The sequence below is a fragment of the Acinetobacter sp. UBA6720 genome (assembly GCF_002454215.1).
Taxonomy (GTDB): Bacteria; Pseudomonadota; Gammaproteobacteria; order Pseudomonadales; family Moraxellaceae; genus Acinetobacter.
The window spans coordinates 1-22,041 of sequence record NZ_DKIK01000143.1 but is presented as its reverse complement, the minus strand read 5'-3'; the positions used below and the strand labels follow the sequence as shown (position 1 = coordinate 22,041).

Here is a 22,041-nt window from a genome sequence, read left to right as displayed (position 1 = left end):
GTCCTGTTATTACTGGAGAGTTGCCGTCTTGAGCCTCACATCACGTTTAAAAAAACAAATTTTCATTCAGGCACAACGTGTTGTACCGCAACATCAATTATCACGTGTCGTGGGTAAAGTTGCAGCCAGTGAAAACCCGATTGTGAAAAATGCAGTCATCACGGCTTTTAAAGCGCAGTACGGCATTGATATGTCGATTGCGGAGCAAAGCAATGCACTGAAGTTCAAATCTTTTAATGAGTTTTTTACCCGTGCATTAAAAGAGGGTGTGCGTGATATTGATACTGATGTGACCAGCATTGTGTCGCCTGCCGACGGGGCTATTTCGCAACTGGGTCCAATTGTAGAAGGTGATATTTTCCAAGCCAAAGGGCAGAAGTTTACTGTTGATAATTTGATTGCGGATCCGCAGTTGGCTGAACCGTTTAAAAATGGTCAGTTTGCAACAGTATATTTATCACCTAAAGATTATCATCGTGTGCATATGCCATTTGCAGGGACATTGACGGAAACGTTGTATGTACCGGGTGAATTGTTCTCGGTCAATCAAACGACTGCTGAAAATATTCCAGGCTTGTTTGCCCGCAATGAACGTATGGTCTGTTTATTTGATACAGAAATCGGTCGTATGGCCGTGGTTTTAGTCGGTGCCATGATTGTGGCGGGGATTGAAACCGTTGCAACTGGCAAGGTGAAACCTACGGGCCGTTTAGAGTTAAATCAGCATCAGCTGTTCTTGGATAAAGGTGCTGAACTGGGTCGCTTCTATTTGGGTTCAACCGCTGTGGTACTGTTTGAAAAAGACAAAATGACGTGGGATGCAGCCTTTAAAGCCAACTCGACTGTGGTGATGGGCGAAGCGATGGGACACACGCTTTAATCGTTTCAGCTCTCGGTCTCTGTCTTTGTTAAACGGAAGATGAGTGACAAAAAAGCACCGATATCGGTGCTTTTTTCATACTTTTGAAGAAAGGCTTATTCAGGATTATAGGTGCGTTCTTTGGGGAAAATCACTTTAAAAATAGAGCCTTGGTTTTCTTTAGATTCAATCTCTAAATGTGCTTGGTGCTGCATCAACACGTGTTTCACAATTGCGAGTCCTAAACCTGTGCCACCCGTTTGTCGACTACGTGCACTGTCGACCCGATAAAAACGTTCGGTTAAACGTGGTATATGTTTGGGATCAATACCGATACCTGTATCTTCCACCGTGAAATAAGCTTGTTCACCATTGTCGTGCCAGCCCATGGTCACGGTTCCACCTTTTGGTGTGTATTTGATGGCATTGGTAATCAGGTTACTAAACGCACTGGCCAACTCCATATCAGAACCGATCAAGTCGCAGTGACTGTCAATGTCAAGATTCAGCGTATGACCATAATCAATATTATAGGCATGTGCATCATCATAGAGTTGGTTCATCAAACTAGGCATATCAATGATTTGATTTTTTGCGATCTGCTTGTCGTTTTCTAAGCGTGACAATAACAGTAAATCATTCACCAAGGCATTCATACGTTTGGCTTGGGCTTGCATTTGGTCAAAAGCCCGCTTCCAACGTGGGTTGAGGTCTTCTTGGTCTGTAAAAGTCTCAATATAACCACTAAGTACCGTCAGCGGTGTGCGTAGTTCATGCGAAATGTTATCGACAAAGTCTTTACGCATTTGTTCAAGATTGTGCATGCGGGTCACGTCATAGGCGACCAGTAAGCGACTTTCACCCCCAAATCGAGTCATTTTGACCTGAACATAATGTTCATCAAAGCTGGATGACTTCATTTTTAAGCCGTCTGGTGCAGCATCAATATTATTGTAATAATCCACAAAATTCGGTTGGCGTAATAAAGTCAAAATATTGCGGCCACGATCATTTTGTTCAATGCCCAATAAACGCTCTGCGGCAGGGTTCCACCATTCAATTTGTTGCATGTCATCGACCAGTACCACAGCTTCTTGTAAAGCGACCAAGGATGACTGTGCTCGATCAATCAGTCCAACCATTTCCGCCTGTACGATTCGTTCTTGGCGCTGGGCACGGTAGACATTGAACAATAGTGCTCCCCAAATGCCCCCCAAGTTGGGTGGAACTTCATAGGGACGGTTAGAAATCCAGTCATTGACCAAATACAAAGAGCGCATTTGCAGAATAAAAAAAACGGCAAAGGCAACCGCGATACACGTCCAAAAATAACCAACGCCAAAGCCAATCAAGCTCGCAATCAGCAAGAAAAAGGCAAGCAGACGTAAGTCCTGTTTGGCAAAGCCCCATAAACTGCTGTATCGCGTTTTTTTATGTTCGCGTGCAAGTTCTGGGACTGGGTAGGGTTCATACATAAAAGAAAATTAACCTAGAGCGATATCCGCACGTGTAGAGAATCTATAACCTGTACCACGCACTGTTTGTACAAAGCGATCAGCAGCATAAGGCTCAAGCACTTTACGTAAACGACGAATATGTACGTCAATGGTACGGTCTTCAATATACACGTTTCCACCCCAAACTTGGTCAAGAAGTTGAGCACGGGTATAAGCACGCTCAGGATGGGTCATAAAGAACGCCAATAAACGGTATTCTGTTGGTCCCATATCTAGAATATGGTCACCGAAACTCACTCGTTGGCTGACAGGGTCTAAGATTAAGCCATTGGCATCAATTGATTTTTCACCACTGAGGGCATTGGCACGACGTAGAACTGCTTTAATTCGTGAAACTAATTCACGGGTCGAAAACGGTTTGGTCATGTAGTCATCTGCACCAGCATCCAGACCTTGTACTTTATGGTCTTCTTCACCACGCGCCGTGAGCATAATCACTGGAATTTCAGAGAGATTTTCATCACGTTTCAGGCGGCGGCATAGATCTACACCGCTGACCCCGCCAGGCATCATCCAGTCGAGTAAGATCAATGCAGGACGCTGATCCACAATCATTTGGTGGGCTTGTTTTGCATCTTCTGCTTGTAAGCATTGAAAGCCTGCCATATCCAACGAGGTGTGAATCATTTCTCGAATGGGAAGTTCATCATCGACGATTAAAATGTAGTCATCTTTCACAACGCAATATCCTATTGTAGGTAACGGCAGGCCGTTTTAATTTTATGACAGGCTTATTACAAAGATTAATTATGACAGTATCATTGCAAAAAACAGACGATTGATGAAATTTGCAAAAAAATGTGACAAAAAATCGTCATATTTGATTAAAAAATTAATGGAAGTTTAATCTAAAATTTATTTAAAAGTGCAGATGCAATCCAAATTGAGCGTCTTAGATATCTAGTTTTGCACGTGTATTGGGGTCTGAAAAGGTTTCTAAGAGTGAAATAAACACAATACGGCTTGAAGATAGAACCTCTTCAAAGGATTGTTTAAAGCCACTGACCACCCAGCGGATTGCAATTTGAGTCACATAACCATTCAAGCCTGTCGCAACCAGTGAAATTTCACGTTCAGAACGGTTAATTTGCGGCATCATCAGCATTACAAAGGCTTGAATCATTCGGTCAAAACGGGTCATGGTTTCATGAATGGTGGCTTGATTATGTAATTCTTGGACCAACATCGCGTCAATATAAATAATCCGTGCCATGCGGGGATTGTCTTTTAGTGTAGTGAGCAAAGCACGTAGTCCAGCATCAATCATTTTATGTGGATCAGATGAGGCTTGCATGATAGCTTGCATGACGTTGTGCTGTAACTCATCAATTAGTTTTAAAAAAATGGTTTGAAACAGTTGCTCACTTTTTTTAAACGATTCATAAAAATAACGTTCGGTGAGTTTGGCTTCATTACAAATATCTTTCACTGTTACAGCAAAAAAACCGTGAGTACCATAGGCTTCGATCCCTGCTTCAATCAGTTTTTCACGACGTAGCTGTTTACGCTCAGAAAGTGATAAGCCTTTGAATTGGCGTTCTTTGGTTTTATTGTGATCGCTGTTTTGTTGTATTTGTTCAGATGCAGTCATCAGGTTTCATCGCCTTATTAAAGCCAAGATTTGCTGTAGTTTAACAATAAACAAGGTCTGTACCTATGCGTAAGCAAAGATCTTTGTTGGGTTTTCATGGACTTGACACTTTTAGCTATCAAATTTATGACAATTGATATTGTCAATTATAAAAAAAGCATCTACAGTCGATGTACAAAGATAAAGGATAAGCAAAATCTCATGAAGAATTTTAAGAATAAAGTCGCAGCAATTACAGGCGCAGGGTCGGGTATTGGACAACAATTGGCACTTTTATTGGCCAAGGCGGGCTGTCATGTGTCATTGAGTGATGTCAATGAACAGGGTCTGGCGAAAACAGTTGAATTACTGCAAGGTAGCAATGTACGGGTTACCACGAAAAAATTAGATGTCTCTGACCGTTTGGCGATGAAAGCATGGGCTGAAGAAACGGTACAGAATCATGGTTCAGTGAATATGATTTTTAATAATGCAGGGGTGGCTCTGGGTTCAACGGTAGAAGGGGCATCTTATGAAGAGCTAGAATGGATTGTAGGGATCAACTTCTGGGGTGTAGTCTACGGCACCAAAGAATTTCTGCCGTTTATTAAGAAAACAGGCGATGGACATATCATCAATATTTCAAGCTTGTTTGGTTTGACTGCTCAACCGACCCAGTCTGCCTACAATGCAACTAAATTTGCAGTACGTGGTTTTACGGAGTCACTACGCCAAGAGCTGGACATGGAAAACTCTGGTGTGAGTGCTTTGTGTGTGCATCCAGGCGGGATTCGAACCAATATTGCCAATGCTGCCAAAGTGAATGACAGCTTGCGTAGCATCGGGATGAATCCAGACAAGTCTGCACAGACTTTCAATAAACTACTACGCTGCCCACCAGAAGAAGCGGCACGTCAGATTTTAGAGGCCGTACAAAAAGATAAACGCCGTTTATTGATTGGCAATGATGCGAAAACGCTAGATTTGATCCAGCGTATTTTACCGACGGGCTACCAAAAAGTGACCGCTTTTGCGACCAAATTAAGCCAAAGAAAGTCTTAATATCGTGATAAAAAAACCCGCCTTGGCGGGTTTTTTTATGCTTCATTTTTGATGGATATCTGAAAGAATGATGCGTGGCGTGCGTGTAAGCAGGGCAGCAAAAATCCTATTTTAGATGAGCGTTTCAATAGTCTTTTTCTTCCAGACTAATTGATAGTACAGTCCTTGCATAATGCATAAGCTGACAAAGGCCAGTGCATAAGCATACCAAATACCTTGTAGTCCCCACCATTCACTAAACATATAGGCACAGGGCACTTCGATCGCAATAATCGCCACGATATTGATGACCATTGGCATGGTGACTGTACCGCTAGCCCGCATGATGGAGGCAAAAATGGCGCTTGCACCAAAGAATAAAATCGACCACAGTACAATAAACAACAACTGTTGCCCCAACTCAACTACCGCATGGTCAGTGATAAAGAGTGCCATGAGATATTTGGAAAAGAGGTAGGCCAACACCACCAAGGAGCCTGTAATAATGATGTTCATGCTGAGCGCTGTACGCGTGACTTTGGCCAATAACTCGGACTTGCCCGCACCAATGGCTTGAGCACCAAAAATGGATGCGGCAATCGCAATTGAAAGTGCAGGAAATTGAATATAGTTTAGGACTTGGTTGACTGCGCCATAAGCAGCTGTTGCATCTGCGCCGTGACGGTTAACCAGACCAACAATTACAAGGCCTGCCACGGAAGTGGTGATCATTTGAATGCCAGTTGGAATCCCCAAACGCAGAATAATTTTACTCAGTTGACGGTCAAAGCGAATATGGCTGAGCATTTGTGCATCAAGTCTTAGAGGGTGCTGCTTATAGCCCAAATAGAAATATAAAAACACCAAAACAGAAACGAAACCTAAGGTTGTTGCAATGGCAGGTGCAACAATCCCGAGTTTAGGAAAACCAAAATAGCCAGCGATGAGAATCGGTGTGACACAAAGTCCAATCAAAATGGTCATGCCAGAGGCGATGAGTGGCGTGGTGCTGTCACCGACACCACGTAAAATTGAGGTATAAATAATATAAATAAATAATAGTGGGCTTCCAGCCAACATCCATCGTACATAAGGCAAGGATAGGTGCATGACATTTTCATCTATGCCCAAAGCCGATAAAATTGGACGTGCGAAAACTACCCCTAAAAAGGCAATAAAACTGCCTCCAATCAAGGTCATGAATAGCGTAGATCCAACCACTGCACGAACTTTCTCAATATTTTGTGCGCCCCACGCTTGGCCGATGAGGACTGTAGAACCCGCAGAAAGACCAATCACGAATGCCATTAAGCAAAACAGAATGGGGAAGAAAACAGCAACTGCAGCAATCGCCTGTACCCCCATCATCTGTCCGACGAAAACAGTGTTGATGGTTCCAGACAGATTTTGCAGAATATTGGTCGCAATTAAAGGCATCAAGAAAATGAAAAAGGCTTTCCATAGCTTTTGTTGTTGCACCAATGGGTTGTGTGCTGACATAAGTCATCCTGAAGGTCATTTTTATTACATTTTTCAGTCTTACCCTAGCATAGTTCTGTGCTGAAAAACCGATGTATTTCAGTAAGCAAAGGCGAGTTTCGAATAGAGTGTGGCGGTCAAAAAATTAGACTTTCTGCAAAATTTCGGTCGCTTGTGCCAGCGTTTGGTCAGTCTTAGCAAAGCAAAAGCGAATCAGGCGTAGTGCTTCGGGTGCCTGCTGATAAAACACCGAAACAGGGATGCCAACAATGCCATGCTGCTCTGCCAGAAAGTGGCAAAATTCAACATCGCTTAAATCGGGCCGAATGTGGCTGTAGTCCACATTTTGAAAGTAAGTGCCTTGAGAAGGTAGCCATTGAAAGCGTGAGCCAGTTAAACCCTCAATAAAACGATCGCGTTTTGCTTGATAGAATCCCGCTAAGTTTTGAATATGTTCAGGATGTTGTTGCATATAATTGGCCAAAGCCAGTTGTACAGGGGTGACTCCGCAAAAGTTGGCAAACTGATAGACCTGTCGGAATAATTGCATCAGTGCTGGTGCGGCAATGCAGTAGCCAGTTTTCCAACCCGTTACATGAAAGGTTTTGCCAAAGGAACCCACCACCACACTGCGTTCACGCAGTTCAGGAAAAGACAGTGCCGAATAGTGACGTTGACCATCAAATACTAGATGTTCATAGACTTCATCGGACAGGACTAAAATATTGGTGTCGCGAATCAGTTCAATCAGGGTGAGCCAATCTTGCTTGTTCCAAATGGCACCACTCGGGTTATGTGGTGTGTTGATAATGATCAGTTTGGTTTTGGCAGTGATGGCTGATTTGACTTGCTCCCAATCCACCGAAAAATGTGGTGCATGCAGAGGGAGGTGAACGGCCTTACCCCCAACCAAAGCGACACTGGGTGCATAGCTGTCATAACTGGGGTCAAAAATGATGACTTCATCGCCCGCATGAACCACGGCTTGAATGGTGGCAAAAAGGCCAATGGTTGCACCTGGGGTGATGGTAATTTCAGTCATCGGGTCAAGCTGAATCTGATCGCGCTGTGCAAACTGCTGTGCCAGTTGTTCGCGTAATAACCAGACCCCATCGCCCGGAGCATATTGATTGAACCCACTTTGTGTGGCCTGTGCTAAAGCATCCAGCAGTTCAGAGGGGGCTTCGAAGTCTGGAAAACCTTGGGATAGATTTAGGGCATTTAAGCGCTGTGCCATGGCAGTCATGGTGCTGAAAATAGTGATGCCCTGTGCGGGTAGTTTGGATGTAGGTAATTGAAGCATAAATCTTTATAAGTATTTAAATATTCATCCAAAATAGCACAGTAGGCCACTTTTTCTTATGCAAATTTTGCATGTAGGGCAGGGGTGAAGCATGCATTTTTGTGGATTGCTTTTATAAGAGCAGTTCAACCGCCGCGCGAATAATCCCCAGCGCTAAGCCAATAAATGCACCGACCACCACGCCATTGACTCGAATCATATGTAAGTCACCACCAACTTCATTTTCGATTTTGTCGATCATGACACTGGAGTCCCATTCGTGGATGCGTTCACTGATAAAACGAATCACTTTTTCACTGTATTGATCGCTTAGATTGACTGCAATGCCGCTTAAACGCTGATTGAGTAGATCTCGTACAGCTTGATTGGAGATGATATTTTCACCAATCTGTTGAATGGATACGCGGATGTTGTGGGCAATGCCTGAGTCGGTTTTTTGTAGATCTTGTTTTATGGCATCACATAAAATGGCGACGGCACCACTAATAAAATTCAGTACTTGTGGACTATCCAATAGAGCATCTTTGGTTTGGTTCAAGTGTTGGCTGGCTGTACTGTTGGCATCTGCCAGTTCGAGCATGAGTTCATGTCCCATCGCTTCAATTTTTTGACGCCATGGATGTTCTGGATCTGCCAGCATTGACTCTACTCGTTGAATGAGTGAGTCAATGGTTCTTTGCTGAACATCTATCCCAATCCAACTGGCTCCTTTGGCCAACTTCCAGACCCCGAGTTCTTTGAACAAGGTTTGAGTCAGCTCGCGACTTTGTTCAGGGTGTTGGGTCATCCAGTCATGTGCTAAATCGAGGCCGCGTTGTAATACATCCTGATGGAAATCATTTTCCAGTATGGCGCGTAGCATTTCACTGGCCAAATGATTAACTTGGGTATTACGCACCCATTGCACGCTATTACTTTGAATAAAACGGCCAATTTGTTCTTGCCCCACAAACTCAAATACTTTAGGCACGGTTTGTTGAATCACTTGGGTGATTTGTAGATTGTTTTGCGGGTTGGCGAGCCATTGACCCACTGCCAAAGACAGGTCGGTACTTTGTAAGCTTTTTTCCACCACTTGGGGTGAAAGAAAATTCTCTTGTACAAAACGCCCCATGGATTCAGCAATCCGTGCTTTGTTACGAGGGATGATTTCGGTGTGGTCGCGCAAAAACTTTGGAATGGGCATTTTCCCAAAAGGGTTACGAAACAGCACAGTAATCGCATACCAATCTGCTAAACCACCGACCACACCTGCTTCAGCAGATAACATCAAAATATGAATGATCCACACTTTGTCTGTCGGGACAAACTTAGCAACTACCATCAGCAAAAGCCATGTCACGACTGCAGTGATGAGAGCAATAGTGGCAAAGCGTTTACTGCGTTGTAGGTTAGAAGACGTCGTTTGTGTTTCATTCATAGGCGAACTCTATGTCTTACTTTGTTTTGGTTGTGGGCGCTGGCGTTGTGGGTTCAGGTGGTGGCAAAACCTCGCCTGTTGGGCTTAGGCCATACTTTCCACCCAATGACTGTAAAATCAGCGTGGCGTCAAAGGCATCACTTGGTGCCGATTTTTGGTCTTTAAAGCATTGAATGCTGTATGACACTTGCACAGGGTCAATGTTTACAAGACGTGGTGTGTCATAGAATGGGTCGGGCCAGAAACCTGGGTGGCGTGAGTAATAGCCGTAGGGATAATAAGGCATTGGGTTAGAGTAAACCACGGCCTGCCTTGGTGCTTGATTCTGATTGCTTGGGTCATTCAACACTTTAAAGAAGCGATAACCATTTTGTACGGTGGTTTGTGCGGCTTTAACTAACGTGATTTCTTCAGCTGTACCATGGCTCATATTGAGACGTGCTTGAAAGCTGATTCGGTAGGTTGAGCTATTTAAAGGTGTGTTACTAAAGCGCCCCAATTGGTCGAAGGTTAAGGGTTTTGAGGGGGTAGAGGCACAACCCACTAAACTCAGACTAGTGGCCAATGCGCAGGCAATTAAAATTTTTGTCATGAGGTAGACTCCTTAGCACAGAGGGAGAAACCGAACAGTTAAAAATGGCTGTTGGGTTGCGTCAAAAATTCCAGTTCTTCTTGGCTTGAGTTACGTCCAAGGATTTGATTACGATGAGGATAACGTCCAAAACGGTCAATAATGACTTTGTGACGTTGTTCAAAGTCGAGATTGATCGGATTACCCAAGTCTTGGAACAATTTTAAAGCATATTGATGAATAAGTTTTGATTCACTATGCATAAAAGGCATATATAAGAAACTGCGTTGCGTCGCTGATAATTCGATATCTAATTTAAGTGAAATCGCTTCTTGTGCCAAAGCCAAAGCCAGCGCATCTTGAGCAAAGGCCAAAGGGCTGTTGCGATACAGGTTTCTCGACAGTTGATCGAGTACAATAATTTCAGCCAAACGTCCTTCAGCGCTACTGCGCCAAGACCAGAGCTCAGCATGTATGGCTTGCTCATGAATGCTCTTAAATTTTTCTTCGATCAGGGCATCAAAGGCATCATTTTGGCTAAACCACCAAGTTTGGTGTTGAGGATCAAACCAAAAGTCTAAAATTTCTTGATAATTCATAAAGTTTACAATTCTTTAGCATTTATTCTTCAATAGAATCACACTTTTGACATGTCTAATAGCGTAACTTTGTGATAAATATTTTCCGAAAAATAGAACAGATGGTTTACTTGAAAATAGGACTGGGTGTAATGTGCCGAGTTAAAATCACGTTATACTGATTTAAACTGATGATTTTATTTTATTCGTCGTGGTCGTTGTTTCTTCCAAAAAGTGAGATTGTAATGGGTCAACCCGCATCTAAATCTACAGCTGTGTTACCGACTTGGTTCAATTCATCACTTTTGCAAGGGATGTTACGCGGAATTGAGCGTGAAAGTTTGCGTATGCAAAGTAATGGCTTTTTATCTCAAGCTGATCATCCCCAAGCTTTAGGTTCTGCACTGACTCACCCACACATCACGACAGATTATTCAGAAGCGTTATTAGAATTTATTACCCCACCACAGCCGACTATTACTGAGGCCTTGGATTATCTAAAAGATATCCATACGGTGGCACATCGACACTTGGAAAGCGGTGAAAAATTGTGGCCCTTGTCAATGCCTTGTATGTTGGATGACGATGACGAAAAAATCCGTCTCGCTCAATATGGCACATCTAATATTGGAAAGTTTAAAACCCTATACCGTCATGGTTTAGGTGTTCGTTATGGGCGACGGATGCAAACCATTTCAGGACTGCACTATAATTTGTCCTTTCCCGATCAGCTGTTTGAACAATTACAACAACATGAGACAGATGAAGCGCTGAAAGCCTTGTCTGCACAGGATTATCGCAGTCATCGTTATTTTGGTTTGATCCGCAACTTTATTCGTCTCACGCCATTGGTGATGTTCTTGGTCGGGGCAAGTCCATCGGTCTGCCAGTGTTTTATGACAGGACGTGAACACCACCTATTGCCGTTGTTGCGCGGAACCTTATATTTGCCCTATGCAACTGCTCTGCGGATGGGACGTTTTGGTTATCAAAACTCAGCACAAAAGCAACTCGGGATTCATTATAACAATATCGACGGTTATCTCGAAGGTCTACAAAAAGCAGTCAAAACAGCTTATGCACCGTTTAGTCGTTTAGGCCTCAATGATGCGCAGGGCGAACCGATTCAGATTAATGATCATGTCTTGCAAATAGAAAATGAGTACTACAGTTTGGTACGTCCAAAGCAAGTACCACAAGCAGGGGAAACACCGTCCCAAGCGCTGAGTAATCGAGGCGTTGGTTATGTCGAGCTTCGCGCGGTGGATATCAATCCGTATAGCCCGATTGGAATCAATGAAGATACCGCTGGTTTCTTAGAAGTACTGGCACTGTATTGCTTACTGTTAGATAGCCCAGAACTTTTGTCCGCAGAGCAAGATCAAATCGAGAAAAACCAAGCGGAAGTGGTCAATCGTGGGCGCGCACCGAATGCCACAATTGCCGTGGGTGAGCAATCGTTCCCGATTGAAGCATGGAGTCAGTCTCATTTAGAGGCTATGCAAGAACTGGTTGTGTTGTTAGATCAGTGCTATGACACCACACTCTACAGTAAAGCAATGACAGTCATGCAACAGAGAGTGGCCGAAGTTGATGATACTTTGTCGGCACAGATGATCGAAGATACTTTGGAAGCGGGTGGGACATGGGGCTTTGGTAGCCAAATGGCCGCACAACATGCATCAAGTTATGAGCGTCATCAGCTGAGTGCAGAGACATGGGCTTATTTTGATGATTTGGCTACGGTATCTTTACAACAGCAAGCACAATTAGAGCAAGACAGCCAACTGAGTTTTGAGCAGTATCTTGCACAATTTAGATAAAAAATTAAGAGGATTAACCATGCAATGGAGTTATCGCTTCGTGAGTGGTGTGTTGGTTTTAGCCAGTATTATTGGTATGGCCTTTGCCTTGTATTTAGAGCATGGCCCTGCACAGTTGAACCCTTGCCCACTCTGTGTGTTCCAGCGTGTGGGACTGATTGGACTTGGGTTAATTTCACTGATTGCCTTTTTACATAACCCGGCATCAAATGGTTTTAAACGTTTTTATACGTTTCTTGGTAGTGTATCGGTCTTATGGTCTGCAGGTGTGGCAGCACGTCATGTTTGGCTACAAAACTTACCACCTGATCAAGTGCCGAGTTGTGGGCCAGGTCTGGATTATTGGTTAGACACCTTGCCTTTGCGTTCAGTGTTTGAACAGGTACTGACAGGTTCTGGTGAATGTGCACTTGTAGATTGGACGTTCTTGGGTCAGTCCTTACCTGTATGGTCTTTAGTGTTTTTTGTGGCACTGGCGTTGATTAGCTTGTGGCAGCTGTTCCGTAAATATCCGAACCACGCAAAGAAAAAATAATAAAGATAAAAAAGCCAACGTCATGTTGGCTTTTTTATGAGCTGTATGAGGGGGCTTAGGTCAGCGCAATACCCTCAAAATCATCCAGCCCAACCATATATTCATGCACCTGACCATATTCCGTTTCAGTTGGATTTGGATAGAACCAATGTACGATTTGCTCTGCCACACTGGCATGGGTATGCAGTTCAAAATGGTTTAAGCCATAGAAAATTGCTTTATGCGAATCAGGCACTTTCAATTGAAAGCGTGGATTCATGTGTTCGCCTAAAGCACTTTTTACACTAACTAGATAATCGCCAATCACATTCAGCGCGCGATATTTGCGCTTTTCAAATTCAATCGTACCTGCGATCAAGAATGTATTGATATGTGAGGGCAATGGGGCAGGTTTACGGTTGTCATCAACTTGACCAATACGTGCTTCATTGTGCTCCCAGTCGTCATCACGCACACTGCCATGACGCAAGTCTAGAATGCCATTACTGCGAATATTGACGACATGCCCGATAATTTTGACAAATGGGAAGCGCCCGAGTTTGTCTTGTAAATGAAAGCCAAAGCGTTCTAAAACTGCGCCATGGTGTGGAGAACCGATACAGACCATGTTTTCCACTACATGAATCCAGCTTTGCATATTCTGTTTGCCATAGAACAGTGCGCTGCGTGAAACCAGCCCACCCATGCTGTGTCCAATTAGATCAATTGAGCTGATACGGGGGTTACGGTTGAGCAAGTCTTGTAAAGTATTAGAAAAGCTACGTCCATTGGCTGAAATACGACGCCCTGTGTTGTAGTTCAAATACAACATCGTGTTTTGGGCACGTTGTGCCAACAGCTTTTCCCCAATACCGCCATAACGCGCTGTACTCCAGTACAAATGATTCATGCATAGACCATGAACCATAATCACCACACGGCCAGATAACTCACCTTGTTGGACAGCGCCATAATGATCATACAGCACCATAGGTAGTGCCACAGGGTTATGGTATTTGAGTAAATAGTCACCCAAAACACCATTCAGCGCCCCAACTAAATAATGCAAGGTTGGGGTTAAGGGTTTATGGTGTAAATTGGGAAATTTTTCAATAATATGGCGTAAACTCGGTGCCAATAAATAACTACCGTAGTTTTGTAGGGTATTGAAAGAAAATTGGTAAAGCTTCTCAATGTAGCGGGTAGATAGAAACTTTTTTGAGCTGGCCTCGTTCATCCCAAACAAACTGATTAAAATTTCACGCTGAATGGCCTGAATTAAATCATGGACAACGTCGCCTAGGCGCGTGGTAAGCAGCTGAGCAACCCCTTCAAGCACATCGGCTTGGCTGGGAGGAGTACGATCCCATTTACAATAGGTCTCGTGCAGAGGCGTTAAACTTGGCATTTTTTCTACCCTTGAGTTTCTGTGTCGGCAGGGACTTTATTTTTTTCAACGATCACGGTATAAATTCTTAGCACTCTAGCTTATCTAATTCATCTCGAATAACTTTTACAATAGCGATGAATGTAAGGTTGATCTTATTTTTTTGTCTGACAATATTCGATACATACAAAAAAAATCAGTCAGTTAAAAGGATCTCCTTTGAGTGCACAATATAAATGATGATGTGGAAGAGTAAATTTACAGCATGAATATAATTTATTTACATGGCTTTCAAAGCAGTTCTTCATCAATAAAAGGTCAATTGCTGAAACACTACTGTGAAGCCCATTCAGGGTGGCAAGTACATTTACCTGACTTGAATATGCCTCCGCATTTGGCCTTGGAAAAATTAACGGCTTTGATTCAAGAGTTGGATCAAGTGGTGCTCGTGGGGAGCAGTTTAGGCGGTTTTTATGCGACACAATTGGTCGCGAAGTTGGCAGTCCCTGCTGTGCTGATTAACCCTGCTATGCAACCATGGCAATTGTTCAGAGATTTATTTGGTGTGGCTCAGTTGCCTTATAAGGTGAATGAACATTGGACGCTGGATGATGCACAGTTGGATTATCTTGAGCAGATCGAACTGCCATTTGTGCAAGATGCAGACAAAATTTTAGTGTTATTGCAACAAGGCGATGAAGTTTTGGATTATCGTGACGCAGAGCGCTATTATAATGGCGCAGCGCTTGTGATTTCGGAAACGAAAGGCAATCATGCGATGGAAGATTTCGCAGACAAAATACCGATGGCATTACAGTTTTTATCGGACTGCTTAAAATAAGGAAACAGTACAACGTGTCTCAATATACGGCCCAATCCCTTGAAGTATTATCTGGTTTAGATCCGGTACGTCGTCGTCCTGGCATGTATACCGATACCACACGCCCAAACCATTTGGCGCAAGAGGTTATTGATAATGCGGTCGATGAGGCACTTGCAGGTCATGCCAATAAAATTACTGTCACCGTTTATAAAGATGGTTCGCTGTCGGTGGAAGACAATGGTCGTGGTATGCCTGTCGATATCCACCCTGAATATGGTCAAAGCGGCATTGAAATCATTCTGACCAAACTGCATGCAGGGGGTAAATTCAGTACTGACAACTATCAGTTCTCAGGTGGTTTGCATGGTGTTGGAATTTCCGTGGTCAATGCGCTATCTAGCCGAGTTGAGGTGGAAGTTCAACGTCAGGGCAACCTTTACCAAATGGCGTTTGAGCAGGGGGAGCCGACTGCGCCCTTGGTGGTATTAGAAGGTAAAGCACCGAAGCGTGCGACAGGGACTTCTGTTCACTTTTGGCCTGAAGCCAAATATTTTGATTCACCGAAATTTGCCCTGAAAGCGCTGAAGCATAATTTAAAAGCCAAAGCCGTTTTGGCTGCAGGCTTACAAATCAATTATGTTGACCAAATCAATGATGAAAAAATTGTTTGGCAGTTTGAGAATGGCCTCGTCGATTATTTGATGGATGAAATAGAAGATCGTGAGATTCTGCCTCATCCAGCCTTTGTGGCTACAGGAGATGCTGAGCGTGCCAGTGCCGAATTTGCCATTTGCTGGAATGTTGATGGCGGTGAGTTGGTTCAAGAAAGTTATGTGAACTTGATTCCAACCGCGCAGGGCGGAACCCACGTGAATGGCCTACGTTCAGGCGTGACCGATGCAATGCGCGAGTTTTGTGAGCTTCGTAGCTTATTGCCAAGAAACATGAAGCTTTCTGCTGAAGATGTTTGGGATGGTGTGAACTATATTTTGTCGCTCAAGTTCCAAGAGCCGCAGTTCTCAGGGCAAACTAAAGAACGTTTATCCAGTCGTGAAGCAGCAGGGATTGTCCAAAATATCGCCAAAGATGCTTTTGCACTGTGGTTAAACCAAAACTCCGATATTGCCATGCAGTTAGCGGAAATGGCGATCTCGAAAGCGGGTCGTCGTCTGAAAGCTGCGAAAAAGGTTGAACGTAAGAAGATTGTGGCAGGGCCAACATTACCCGGAAAACTGTCAGACTGTGTTGGACATACCTTAGAAGAGTCTGAACTGTTTATTGTGGAAGGGGATTCTGCGGGGGGGTCAGCTAAACAAGCACGCGATAAAAACTTCCAAGCCATCATGCCGATTCGTGGGAAAATCTTAAATACTTGGGAAGTATCTTCCGATGAAGTCTTGGCTTCGCAAGAAGTGCATAACATTGCGATTGCCATAGGAGTCGATCCGGGGTCGGATGATTTATCAGAACTACGTTATGGCAAGATTTGTATTTTGGCCGATGCTGACTCGGATGGTCTACACATTGCGACGCTACTGTGTGCTTTGTTTGTGAAGCATTTTCCTGTCTTGGTTGAAGAAGGACATCTGTATGTGGCGATGCCACCGCTGTATCGAATTGATGATGCCAAAGATGTGCACTATGCCTTGGATGATGAAGAGCTGGAAAGCATTTTGAAAAAATGTAAAACCAAGAACCCACAAATTACCCGATTCAAAGGTTTGGGTGAAATGAATGCTAGCCAACTACGTGAAACTACACTGGATCCGAATACACGCCGTTTGGTGCAGTTGGACTTGGATGATAGTCATTTCACCGCAGGTTTATTGGATAAATTGCTGGCTAAAAAACGTTCGAGTGACCGTAAAGAGTGGTTAGAGCAAAAAGGCAATTTGGCAGAGCTAGTGGTTTAAATTTATTATAAGTGCATCAAAAGCCCGCATATTGAACTGCACCCCGAAAGTTGGACACATTTAGTCTAACTTAGAGGGTGCTTTTTTATGGGCATATTTAATCTTCGGGTGCGCCTAATTTGTGCACAAATCTTAAAATAAAAGGGCAATAGTGGGCAAGATGGATTGATTTGGAACAAATGTTGTATACAAGCTTGTATGCATAAAAACAACAAAATGAGGTAAATTTAGGGTGCGTAGTGTGATTTTTTGTTTTATTTAAGGTATTGATAAATATTAAAAAATATGTGTTTTAAAGAATGTTGAAACCTTCATTTAGACCTGCTTGGCATAGAAATTGAATTGGCACCTATAGCGCTAATAACAATCATGCATTGAAAAATGCACCCTAAGTTTCAAGTTTGGAGAAAATGAGATGTTCCAACAAAAATTATTAACGAAGACATTCCTTGCAACTGCAATTATGGGGAGTATTGCTTTAACAGGTTGTTCAAAACCTGCAGATAAAGCGAGCACAGCAGCATCTGAACCTGTTGCCACAGCAGCGAGTGGTGACACCATTAAAGTCGGGATTTTACATTCACTTTCAGGCACGATGGCCATTTCTGAAACGTCTTTAAAAGATACGGCATTGATGACCATCAATGAAATCAATGCCAATGGCGGTGTACTCGGTAAGAAATTAGAACCTGTGGTGGTTGATCCTGCATCTGATTGGCCTTTATTTGCAGAAAAAGCACGTCAGCTGATTACCCAAGACAAAGTGGCAGTAATTTTTGGCGCATGGACATCCGTTTCTCGTAAGTCAGTTTTGCCCGTAGTGGAAGAGTTAAATGGTTTACTGTTTTATCCTGTGCAATATGAGGGGCAAGAACAGTCTAAAAACATTTTTTACACGGGCGCTGCGCCAAATCAACAAGCGATTCCTGCAGTGGAATACTTAATGAGTGAGGAAGGTGGCAAAGCTGAGCGTTTTGTTTTATTGGGCACAGACTATGTCTACCCACGTACCACCAATAAAATCTTACGTGCGTTTTTGAAGTCCAAAGGTGTGGCAGATGCTGACATCATGGAAGAGTATACTCCCTTCGGTCATAGCAACTATCAAACTATAGTGAGCAATGTGAAGAAATTCGCTGCGGGTAAGAAAACAGCGGTGATTTCAACCATCAATGGCGACTCAAATGTGCCGTTCTACCGTGAATTGGGGAACCAAGGTATCAAAGCCTCTGACATTCCTGTGATGGCCTTCTCTGTGGGTGAAGAAGAACTCCGTGGTATTGATACCAAGCCATTGGTTGGACATTTGGCGGCGTGGAACTACTTTATGTCAGTGAAGAACCCAACCAACACTGAATTTGTCAATAAAATGAAGCAGTATGCAGTGGAATATAAACTGCCGAATGCAGACAAAATCGTGACCAATGACCCGATGGAAGCTACCTATGTGGGGATCAATATGTGGAAGCAAGCTGTTGAAAAAGTAGGAACGACCGATGTTGATAAGGTTCGTGAAGCAATGGCTGGTCAAGAGTTTAAAGCACCTTCTGGCTATACCTTAAAAATGGATGCAGAAAACCATCACTTACATAAACCAGTCATGATTGGTGAGATTCGCGCAGATGGTCAGTTTGATGTGGTCTACAAAACACCAAGTGTGATTAAAGCAGAGCCTTGGAGCCCATATATTCCTAAATAATTGTCTTAAGTACTGAGCCTATAGCTTCGGCTGTGGGCTCTTAAATAAAAACATCCCGATACGGGACTTTTTAAGCAACCTTAAGGGAATATTTTATGAATCCAAAGATTTTTTGTGTCGCGATACTCTGCTCAATGGCACAGCTCATGAGTAACAGTGTTTGGGCTGAAAATACTGAACCCACTTCTCCTACACAAAGTGCATCAGCATCTAATGACGCCATTCAACGTTTTGTTAAAGCAGAATTTGCAGAGCGTCGTGCCATGCTGAGCCAGTGGCCGGGCACGATTGAAGAGTTTGATCGTCTCGTTGCATTTATTGAAAATGATGAGTTATACAAAGACAGTGCAGGCACGACATATATTTTAAAAAATAATGAGAAATTATTGAGTTATCCCGATGAGCAAGTGATTGAAACTTGGCCGGGTGATTTATCTCAAGTGACATTGGTCAATACTTTACGTAAAGCTTTAAACTTTGGTCAGGCACAAGCAAAATTAAAATCTGAAGACTTTTCTCAACGTTTAGAAGCGATTGATATTTTAGAAAATAATCTGTCCGAATTGAATATTGCACAGATTAATCAGCTCTATTTGAAAGAGCAAAATAACAAAGTCAAACAGCGCTTAGCACAGCTCAAAGCACGTTTAGATTTTGAAAATCCAGATGTGTTGGTACAGATTCAAGCAGCAAAAGTACTCGCTGAGTCAAATCGCCCCGATGTTTTAGCCTTAGTAGAACAAACCCTCACCCAGCCTAATCTGAATCCAGATCTCAAAGCTATTTTGGCGGATGGCAAAAGTCAGATTAAAACTCGCATCCAAGCCAGTGAATGGGCTGGACATGTATTTTCTGGTTTTAGTACAGCCAGCATTTTACTGCTAGCAGCGCTCGGTTTAGCCATCACTTATGGCTTGCTTGGTGTGATTAATATGGCGCATGGTGAGTTGATTATGATTGGGGCCTATACCACCTATGTGGTGCAAAGCCTGTTTAAGACTTACTTAGGCAGTTATGTTGATTGGTATTTAATTGCAGCTATTCCTGCAGCCTTTGTGGTAAGTGCGTTGATTGGCATGTTGATTGAACGGACGGTAATTCGACCGCTATACGGTCGTCAGCTGGAAACGCTGTTGGCAACTTTTGGCGTCAGTCTGATTTTGATGCAATTGGTACGGATGATTTTTGGCGCGCAAAATGTCGAAGTCTCCAATATTTCATGGTTATCGGGCGGTATTGCGCTGAGCCCCAGTTTAATGCTGCCGTATAACCGGATTGCCATTATTGTATTTACGGTTGCGGTGCTACTGCTGTTGGTTTACCTGCTCAATAAAACACGCTTTGGTTTGTTTGTTCGTGCCGTGACACAAAACCGCCAAATGGCACGAGCTGTAGGCATTCGTTCTAGTCGTATTGACATGATGGCTTTTGGACTGGGTTCAGGCCTAGCTGGTCTGGCAGGCTGTGCCTTAGCGCAAGTAGGTAATGTTGGGCCTGATTTAGGTCAGAATTATATCATTGATGCTTTCTTGGTCGTTGTTGTTGGTGGTGTAGGACAAGTCTGGGGAGCGGTACTGGCAGCACTCGGTTTGGGTATCAGTGGTACGATTCTTGAAATTGGCATGGGCGCTGTTCTTGCGAAAATTATTCTACTGGTTCTTGTGATTTTGTTTATTCAAAAACGTCCACAAGGTTTGTTTGCCATCAAAGGCCGTTTTGTGGAGTAAGCGCATGAAAATCACTTCTTTATTATCTGATAAACCTATCAGTGCAATGGCAATAGCGGCGTGTTTTGCTGTCATGTTATTGCTCCCATGGTTACATTTACTTCCTGCTGATTCGGCATTTTATCTTTCTGCGTATTGGGTCACCCTGATTGGTAAAATCATGTGCTTGGCATTGGTGGCTTTGGCACTGGACTTGGTTTGGGGCTATGCAGGCATTTTAAGTTTAGGTCACGGCTTGTACTTTGCGCTGGGGGGGTATGCTTTCGGCATGTATCTGATGCGCCAATCTGCAGGGGACGCACTTCCTGACTTTATGCGTTTTTTAAGTTGGACTGAACTGCCATGGTATTGGGTGGGTACCAATCATTTCTTATGGGCTTTGGCCTTGGTGGTGTTGGTTCCTGGTATGGTGGCTTTCATCTTTGGTTTCTTTGCGTTTCGCTCCAAAATTAAAGGCGTGTATTTTTCGATTATTACTCAGGCTATGACTTTTGCGGCGGCACTGTTGTTCTTCCGCAATGAAACAGGCTTTGGTGGAAATAATGGTTTTACAGGCTTTAAAACCATTTTTGGCATGGACATTACCTCAGCATCCATGCGTGCCACACTCTGTTTTCTCACCGCTGTTGTGCTGCTGTTGTGCTTTGTGGGATTGCGTCATCTTATGAATAAACCTTATGGCCGTGTACTGGGAGCAATTCGTGACAGCGAAAATCGCTTACAGTATTTGGGCTACCGCACACTTTGGTACAAGCTATCTGCATGGGTGCTGTCGGCGGTCATTGCAGGTATTGCAGGGGCTTTATACGTTCCCCAAGCAGGTATTATTAACCCAAGTGAAATGAACCCCGTCAATTCGATTGAAATGGCGGTATGGGTGGCTGCGGGTGGGCGTGGGACTTTGATTGGCCCAATTTTGGGTGCAGGGTTAATTAATGGCGTGAAAACCTATTTCACCGTGGCTTATCCAGAAGCATGGTTATTAATCTTGGGTGCTTTATTTATTGTGGTCACCATTTTCTTACCCAAAGGTGTCATTGGTCTGTTTGACCGTTTTAAAAAGGAGCGTAGCGAATGAGTGAGCTAATACAACCTCATGGTGGCCATGCTTCAGACGGCTATGGGCGTCCCAAAGAACAAGGCGCTGACTTTAGCCACGGTATTGCACTGTACTTGGAAAAAGTCAGTGTTTGGTTTGATGCCTTTCGGGCCTTAAATGATCTGTCGCTGTACATCCAAGAAGGGGAGCTACGCTGCATCATTGGACCCAATGGGGCAGGTAAAACCACACTGATGGATGTGATTACAGGCAAAACCCGACCGACCGAAGGCTCAGCTTTTTTTGGGCAAAACTATGATTTGGCCAAGATGAGTACGGAGCAAATTGCAGAAGCGGGCATTGGTCGTAAATTTCAAAAACCAACGGTATTTGAAAATTTTACAGTGATGGAAAACTTGCTACTCGCGGCACCAAAAGATAAGCGCGTCAAAAAAAGCTTCTTCAGTAAACTGGATCCAGATGCGCAGTTGGCTTTGGATGAGTCTTTGGCGCAAATTCGGCTAGAAGAGTGGGTACATAAACCTGCGGGGCTGTTGTCACATGGACAAAAGCAATGGTTGGAAATCGGCATGTTGCTTATGCAACGTCCTAAGCTGATTTTACTTGATGAACCTGTGGCAGGCATGACTGATGCCGAAACAGAACGCACGGCTGAGCTGTGTTTAGAGTTGAAGAAAAATCACACTTTGGTGGTGGTTGAACATGATATGAGCTTTATCGACACCATCAGTGAAAAAGTGACGGTACTGGCTCAAGG

Annotated in this window: 19 protein-coding genes; 10 read left to right on the top strand and 9 right to left on the bottom strand. The window is 43.6% G+C overall.

Annotated elements, in window-relative coordinates; all coding sequences use genetic code 11:
* The first annotated feature begins 28 nt into the window (after positions 1-28).
* The gene (asd, locus tag B4F08_RS12730; protein WP_119063331.1) at positions 29-880 is read left to right on the top strand and encodes an archaetidylserine decarboxylase; all 852 of its coding nucleotides are present in this window, start codon (positions 29-31) and stop codon (positions 878-880) included.
* Positions 881-975: 95 nt separating this feature from the next.
* On the opposite strand, the gene phoR is transcribed toward asd, so the two are convergent.
* The 3 genes from phoR to B4F08_RS12715 form a co-directional block, all read right to left on the bottom strand.
* Complete coding sequence (gene phoR / locus B4F08_RS12725) at positions 976-2,334, bottom strand: phosphate regulon sensor histidine kinase PhoR (RefSeq protein WP_086210325.1); 1,359 nt, start codon at positions 2,332-2,334, stop codon at positions 976-978.
* A 9-nt stretch (positions 2,335-2,343) separates the two neighbouring features.
* A complete protein-coding gene (phoB, locus tag B4F08_RS12720; RefSeq protein ID WP_086210324.1) occupies positions 2,344-3,054 on the bottom strand; it encodes a phosphate regulon transcriptional regulator PhoB in 711 nt (236 codons plus the stop codon).
* Between the two features lie 214 nt (positions 3,055-3,268).
* On the bottom strand, positions 3,269-3,967 hold the full coding sequence (locus B4F08_RS12715; protein WP_086210323.1) for a TetR/AcrR family transcriptional regulator: 699 nt from the start codon (positions 3,965-3,967) through the stop codon (positions 3,269-3,271).
* A gap of 201 nt (positions 3,968-4,168) precedes the next feature.
* On the opposite strand from B4F08_RS12715, the gene B4F08_RS12710 reads away from it, so the two are divergent.
* Positions 4,169-5,008, top strand: a complete 840-nt coding sequence (locus B4F08_RS12710) for an SDR family NAD(P)-dependent oxidoreductase (RefSeq protein ID WP_086210322.1) — start codon at positions 4,169-4,171, stop codon at positions 5,006-5,008.
* 111 nt (positions 5,009-5,119) lie between these two features.
* Here B4F08_RS12710 and B4F08_RS12705 read toward each other — a convergent pair whose 3' ends face one another.
* The 5 genes from B4F08_RS12705 to B4F08_RS12685 all read right to left on the bottom strand — a co-directional run bounded on the left by B4F08_RS12705 (position 5,120) and on the right by B4F08_RS12685 (position 10,359).
* Positions 5,120-6,487, bottom strand: a complete 1,368-nt coding sequence (locus B4F08_RS12705; RefSeq protein ID WP_119063330.1) for an MATE family efflux transporter — start codon at positions 6,485-6,487, stop codon at positions 5,120-5,122.
* A 124-nt stretch (positions 6,488-6,611) separates the two neighbouring features.
* A complete protein-coding gene (locus B4F08_RS12700) occupies positions 6,612-7,769 on the bottom strand; it encodes a methionine aminotransferase (protein WP_119063329.1) in 1,158 nt (385 codons plus the stop codon).
* Positions 7,770-7,881: 112 nt separating this feature from the next.
* Positions 7,882-9,189, bottom strand: a complete 1,308-nt coding sequence (locus B4F08_RS12695; RefSeq protein ID WP_291374584.1) for a DUF445 domain-containing protein — start codon at positions 9,187-9,189, stop codon at positions 7,882-7,884.
* Between the two features lie 16 nt (positions 9,190-9,205).
* On the bottom strand, positions 9,206-9,781 hold the full coding sequence (locus tag B4F08_RS12690) for a CC0125/CC1285 family lipoprotein (protein ID WP_291374582.1): 576 nt from the start codon (positions 9,779-9,781) through the stop codon (positions 9,206-9,208).
* 38 nt (positions 9,782-9,819) lie between these two features.
* Entirely contained in the window at positions 9,820-10,359 is a 540-nt protein-coding gene (locus tag B4F08_RS12685) for a DUF924 family protein (protein ID WP_086210317.1), read from the bottom strand.
* Positions 10,360-10,583: 224 nt separating this feature from the next.
* Between B4F08_RS12685 and gshA the strand changes: the two genes are divergently transcribed.
* Positions 10,584-12,161, top strand: coding sequence for a glutamate--cysteine ligase (gene gshA / locus B4F08_RS12680; protein ID WP_086210316.1), 1,578 nt, complete (start codon positions 10,584-10,586; stop codon positions 12,159-12,161).
* A gap of 19 nt (positions 12,162-12,180) precedes the next feature.
* Complete coding sequence (locus tag B4F08_RS12675) at positions 12,181-12,696, top strand: disulfide bond formation protein B (protein WP_086210315.1); 516 nt, start codon at positions 12,181-12,183, stop codon at positions 12,694-12,696.
* A gap of 55 nt (positions 12,697-12,751) precedes the next feature.
* On the opposite strand, the gene B4F08_RS12670 is transcribed toward B4F08_RS12675, so the two are convergent.
* A complete protein-coding gene (locus tag B4F08_RS12670; RefSeq protein WP_086210314.1) occupies positions 12,752-14,083 on the bottom strand; it encodes a hypothetical protein in 1,332 nt (443 codons plus the stop codon).
* Between the two features lie 244 nt (positions 14,084-14,327).
* On the opposite strand from B4F08_RS12670, the gene B4F08_RS12665 reads away from it, so the two are divergent.
* From B4F08_RS12665 to urtD, 6 genes are all read left to right on the top strand, one after another.
* The gene (locus B4F08_RS12665) at positions 14,328-14,903 is read left to right on the top strand and encodes a YqiA/YcfP family alpha/beta fold hydrolase (protein WP_086210313.1); all 576 of its coding nucleotides are present in this window, start codon (positions 14,328-14,330) and stop codon (positions 14,901-14,903) included.
* A 14-nt stretch (positions 14,904-14,917) separates the two neighbouring features.
* Entirely contained in the window at positions 14,918-16,798 is a 1,881-nt protein-coding gene (parE, locus tag B4F08_RS12660) for a DNA topoisomerase IV subunit B (RefSeq protein WP_086210312.1), read from the top strand.
* Positions 16,799-17,213: 415 nt separating this feature from the next.
* Positions 17,214-18,497 carry an urea ABC transporter substrate-binding protein gene (urtA, locus tag B4F08_RS12655; protein ID WP_291374575.1) on the top strand — a complete coding sequence of 428 codons (1,284 nt, stop codon included), beginning with the start codon at positions 17,214-17,216 and terminating at the stop codon, positions 18,495-18,497.
* A gap of 95 nt (positions 18,498-18,592) precedes the next feature.
* Entirely contained in the window at positions 18,593-20,224 is a 1,632-nt protein-coding gene (gene urtB, locus B4F08_RS12650; RefSeq protein ID WP_414632478.1) for an urea ABC transporter permease subunit UrtB, read from the top strand.
* A 4-nt stretch (positions 20,225-20,228) separates the two neighbouring features.
* The gene (urtC, locus tag B4F08_RS12645) at positions 20,229-21,302 is read left to right on the top strand and encodes an urea ABC transporter permease subunit UrtC (RefSeq protein ID WP_119063324.1); all 1,074 of its coding nucleotides are present in this window, start codon (positions 20,229-20,231) and stop codon (positions 21,300-21,302) included.
* The coding region (gene urtD / locus B4F08_RS12640; protein WP_291374573.1) for an urea ABC transporter ATP-binding protein UrtD at positions 21,299-22,041 on the top strand (743 nt) is incomplete at its 3' end. The genes urtC and urtD, both read left to right, overlap by 4 nt.

Excerpts from the sequence above, each read along its gene's own strand:
- B4F08_RS12665 (WP_086210313.1), top strand. The coding sequence starts at position 14,328 with ATGAATATAATTTATTTACATGGCTTTCAAAGCAGTTCTTCATCAATA.
- B4F08_RS12690 (WP_291374582.1), bottom strand. The coding sequence starts at position 9,781 with ATGACAAAAATTTTAATTGCCTGCGCATTGGCCACTAGTCTGAGTTTA.
- urtA (WP_291374575.1), top strand. The coding sequence starts at position 17,214 with ATGTTCCAACAAAAATTATTAACGAAGACATTCCTTGCAACTGCAATT.
- B4F08_RS12710 (WP_086210322.1), top strand. The coding sequence starts at position 4,169 with ATGAAGAATTTTAAGAATAAAGTCGCAGCAATTACAGGCGCAGGGTCG.
- B4F08_RS12670 (WP_086210314.1), bottom strand. The coding sequence starts at position 14,083 with ATGCCAAGTTTAACGCCTCTGCACGAGACCTATTGTAAATGGGATCGT.
- urtC (WP_119063324.1), top strand. The coding sequence starts at position 20,229 with ATGAAAATCACTTCTTTATTATCTGATAAACCTATCAGTGCAATGGCA.
- B4F08_RS12675 (WP_086210315.1), top strand. The coding sequence starts at position 12,181 with ATGCAATGGAGTTATCGCTTCGTGAGTGGTGTGTTGGTTTTAGCCAGT.
- B4F08_RS12700 (WP_119063329.1), bottom strand. The coding sequence starts at position 7,769 with ATGCTTCAATTACCTACATCCAAACTACCCGCACAGGGCATCACTATT.
- B4F08_RS12715 (WP_086210323.1), bottom strand. The coding sequence starts at position 3,967 with ATGACTGCATCTGAACAAATACAACAAAACAGCGATCACAATAAAACC.
- B4F08_RS12705 (WP_119063330.1), bottom strand. The coding sequence starts at position 6,487 with ATGTCAGCACACAACCCATTGGTGCAACAACAAAAGCTATGGAAAGCC.
- urtB (WP_414632478.1), top strand. The coding sequence starts at position 18,593 with ATGAATCCAAAGATTTTTTGTGTCGCGATACTCTGCTCAATGGCACAG.
- B4F08_RS12685 (WP_086210317.1), bottom strand. The coding sequence starts at position 10,359 with ATGAATTATCAAGAAATTTTAGACTTTTGGTTTGATCCTCAACACCAA.
- gshA (WP_086210316.1), top strand. The coding sequence starts at position 10,584 with ATGGGTCAACCCGCATCTAAATCTACAGCTGTGTTACCGACTTGGTTC.
- phoR (WP_086210325.1), bottom strand. The coding sequence starts at position 2,334 with ATGTATGAACCCTACCCAGTCCCAGAACTTGCACGCGAACATAAAAAA.
- B4F08_RS12695 (WP_291374584.1), bottom strand. The coding sequence starts at position 9,189 with ATGAATGAAACACAAACGACGTCTTCTAACCTACAACGCAGTAAACGC.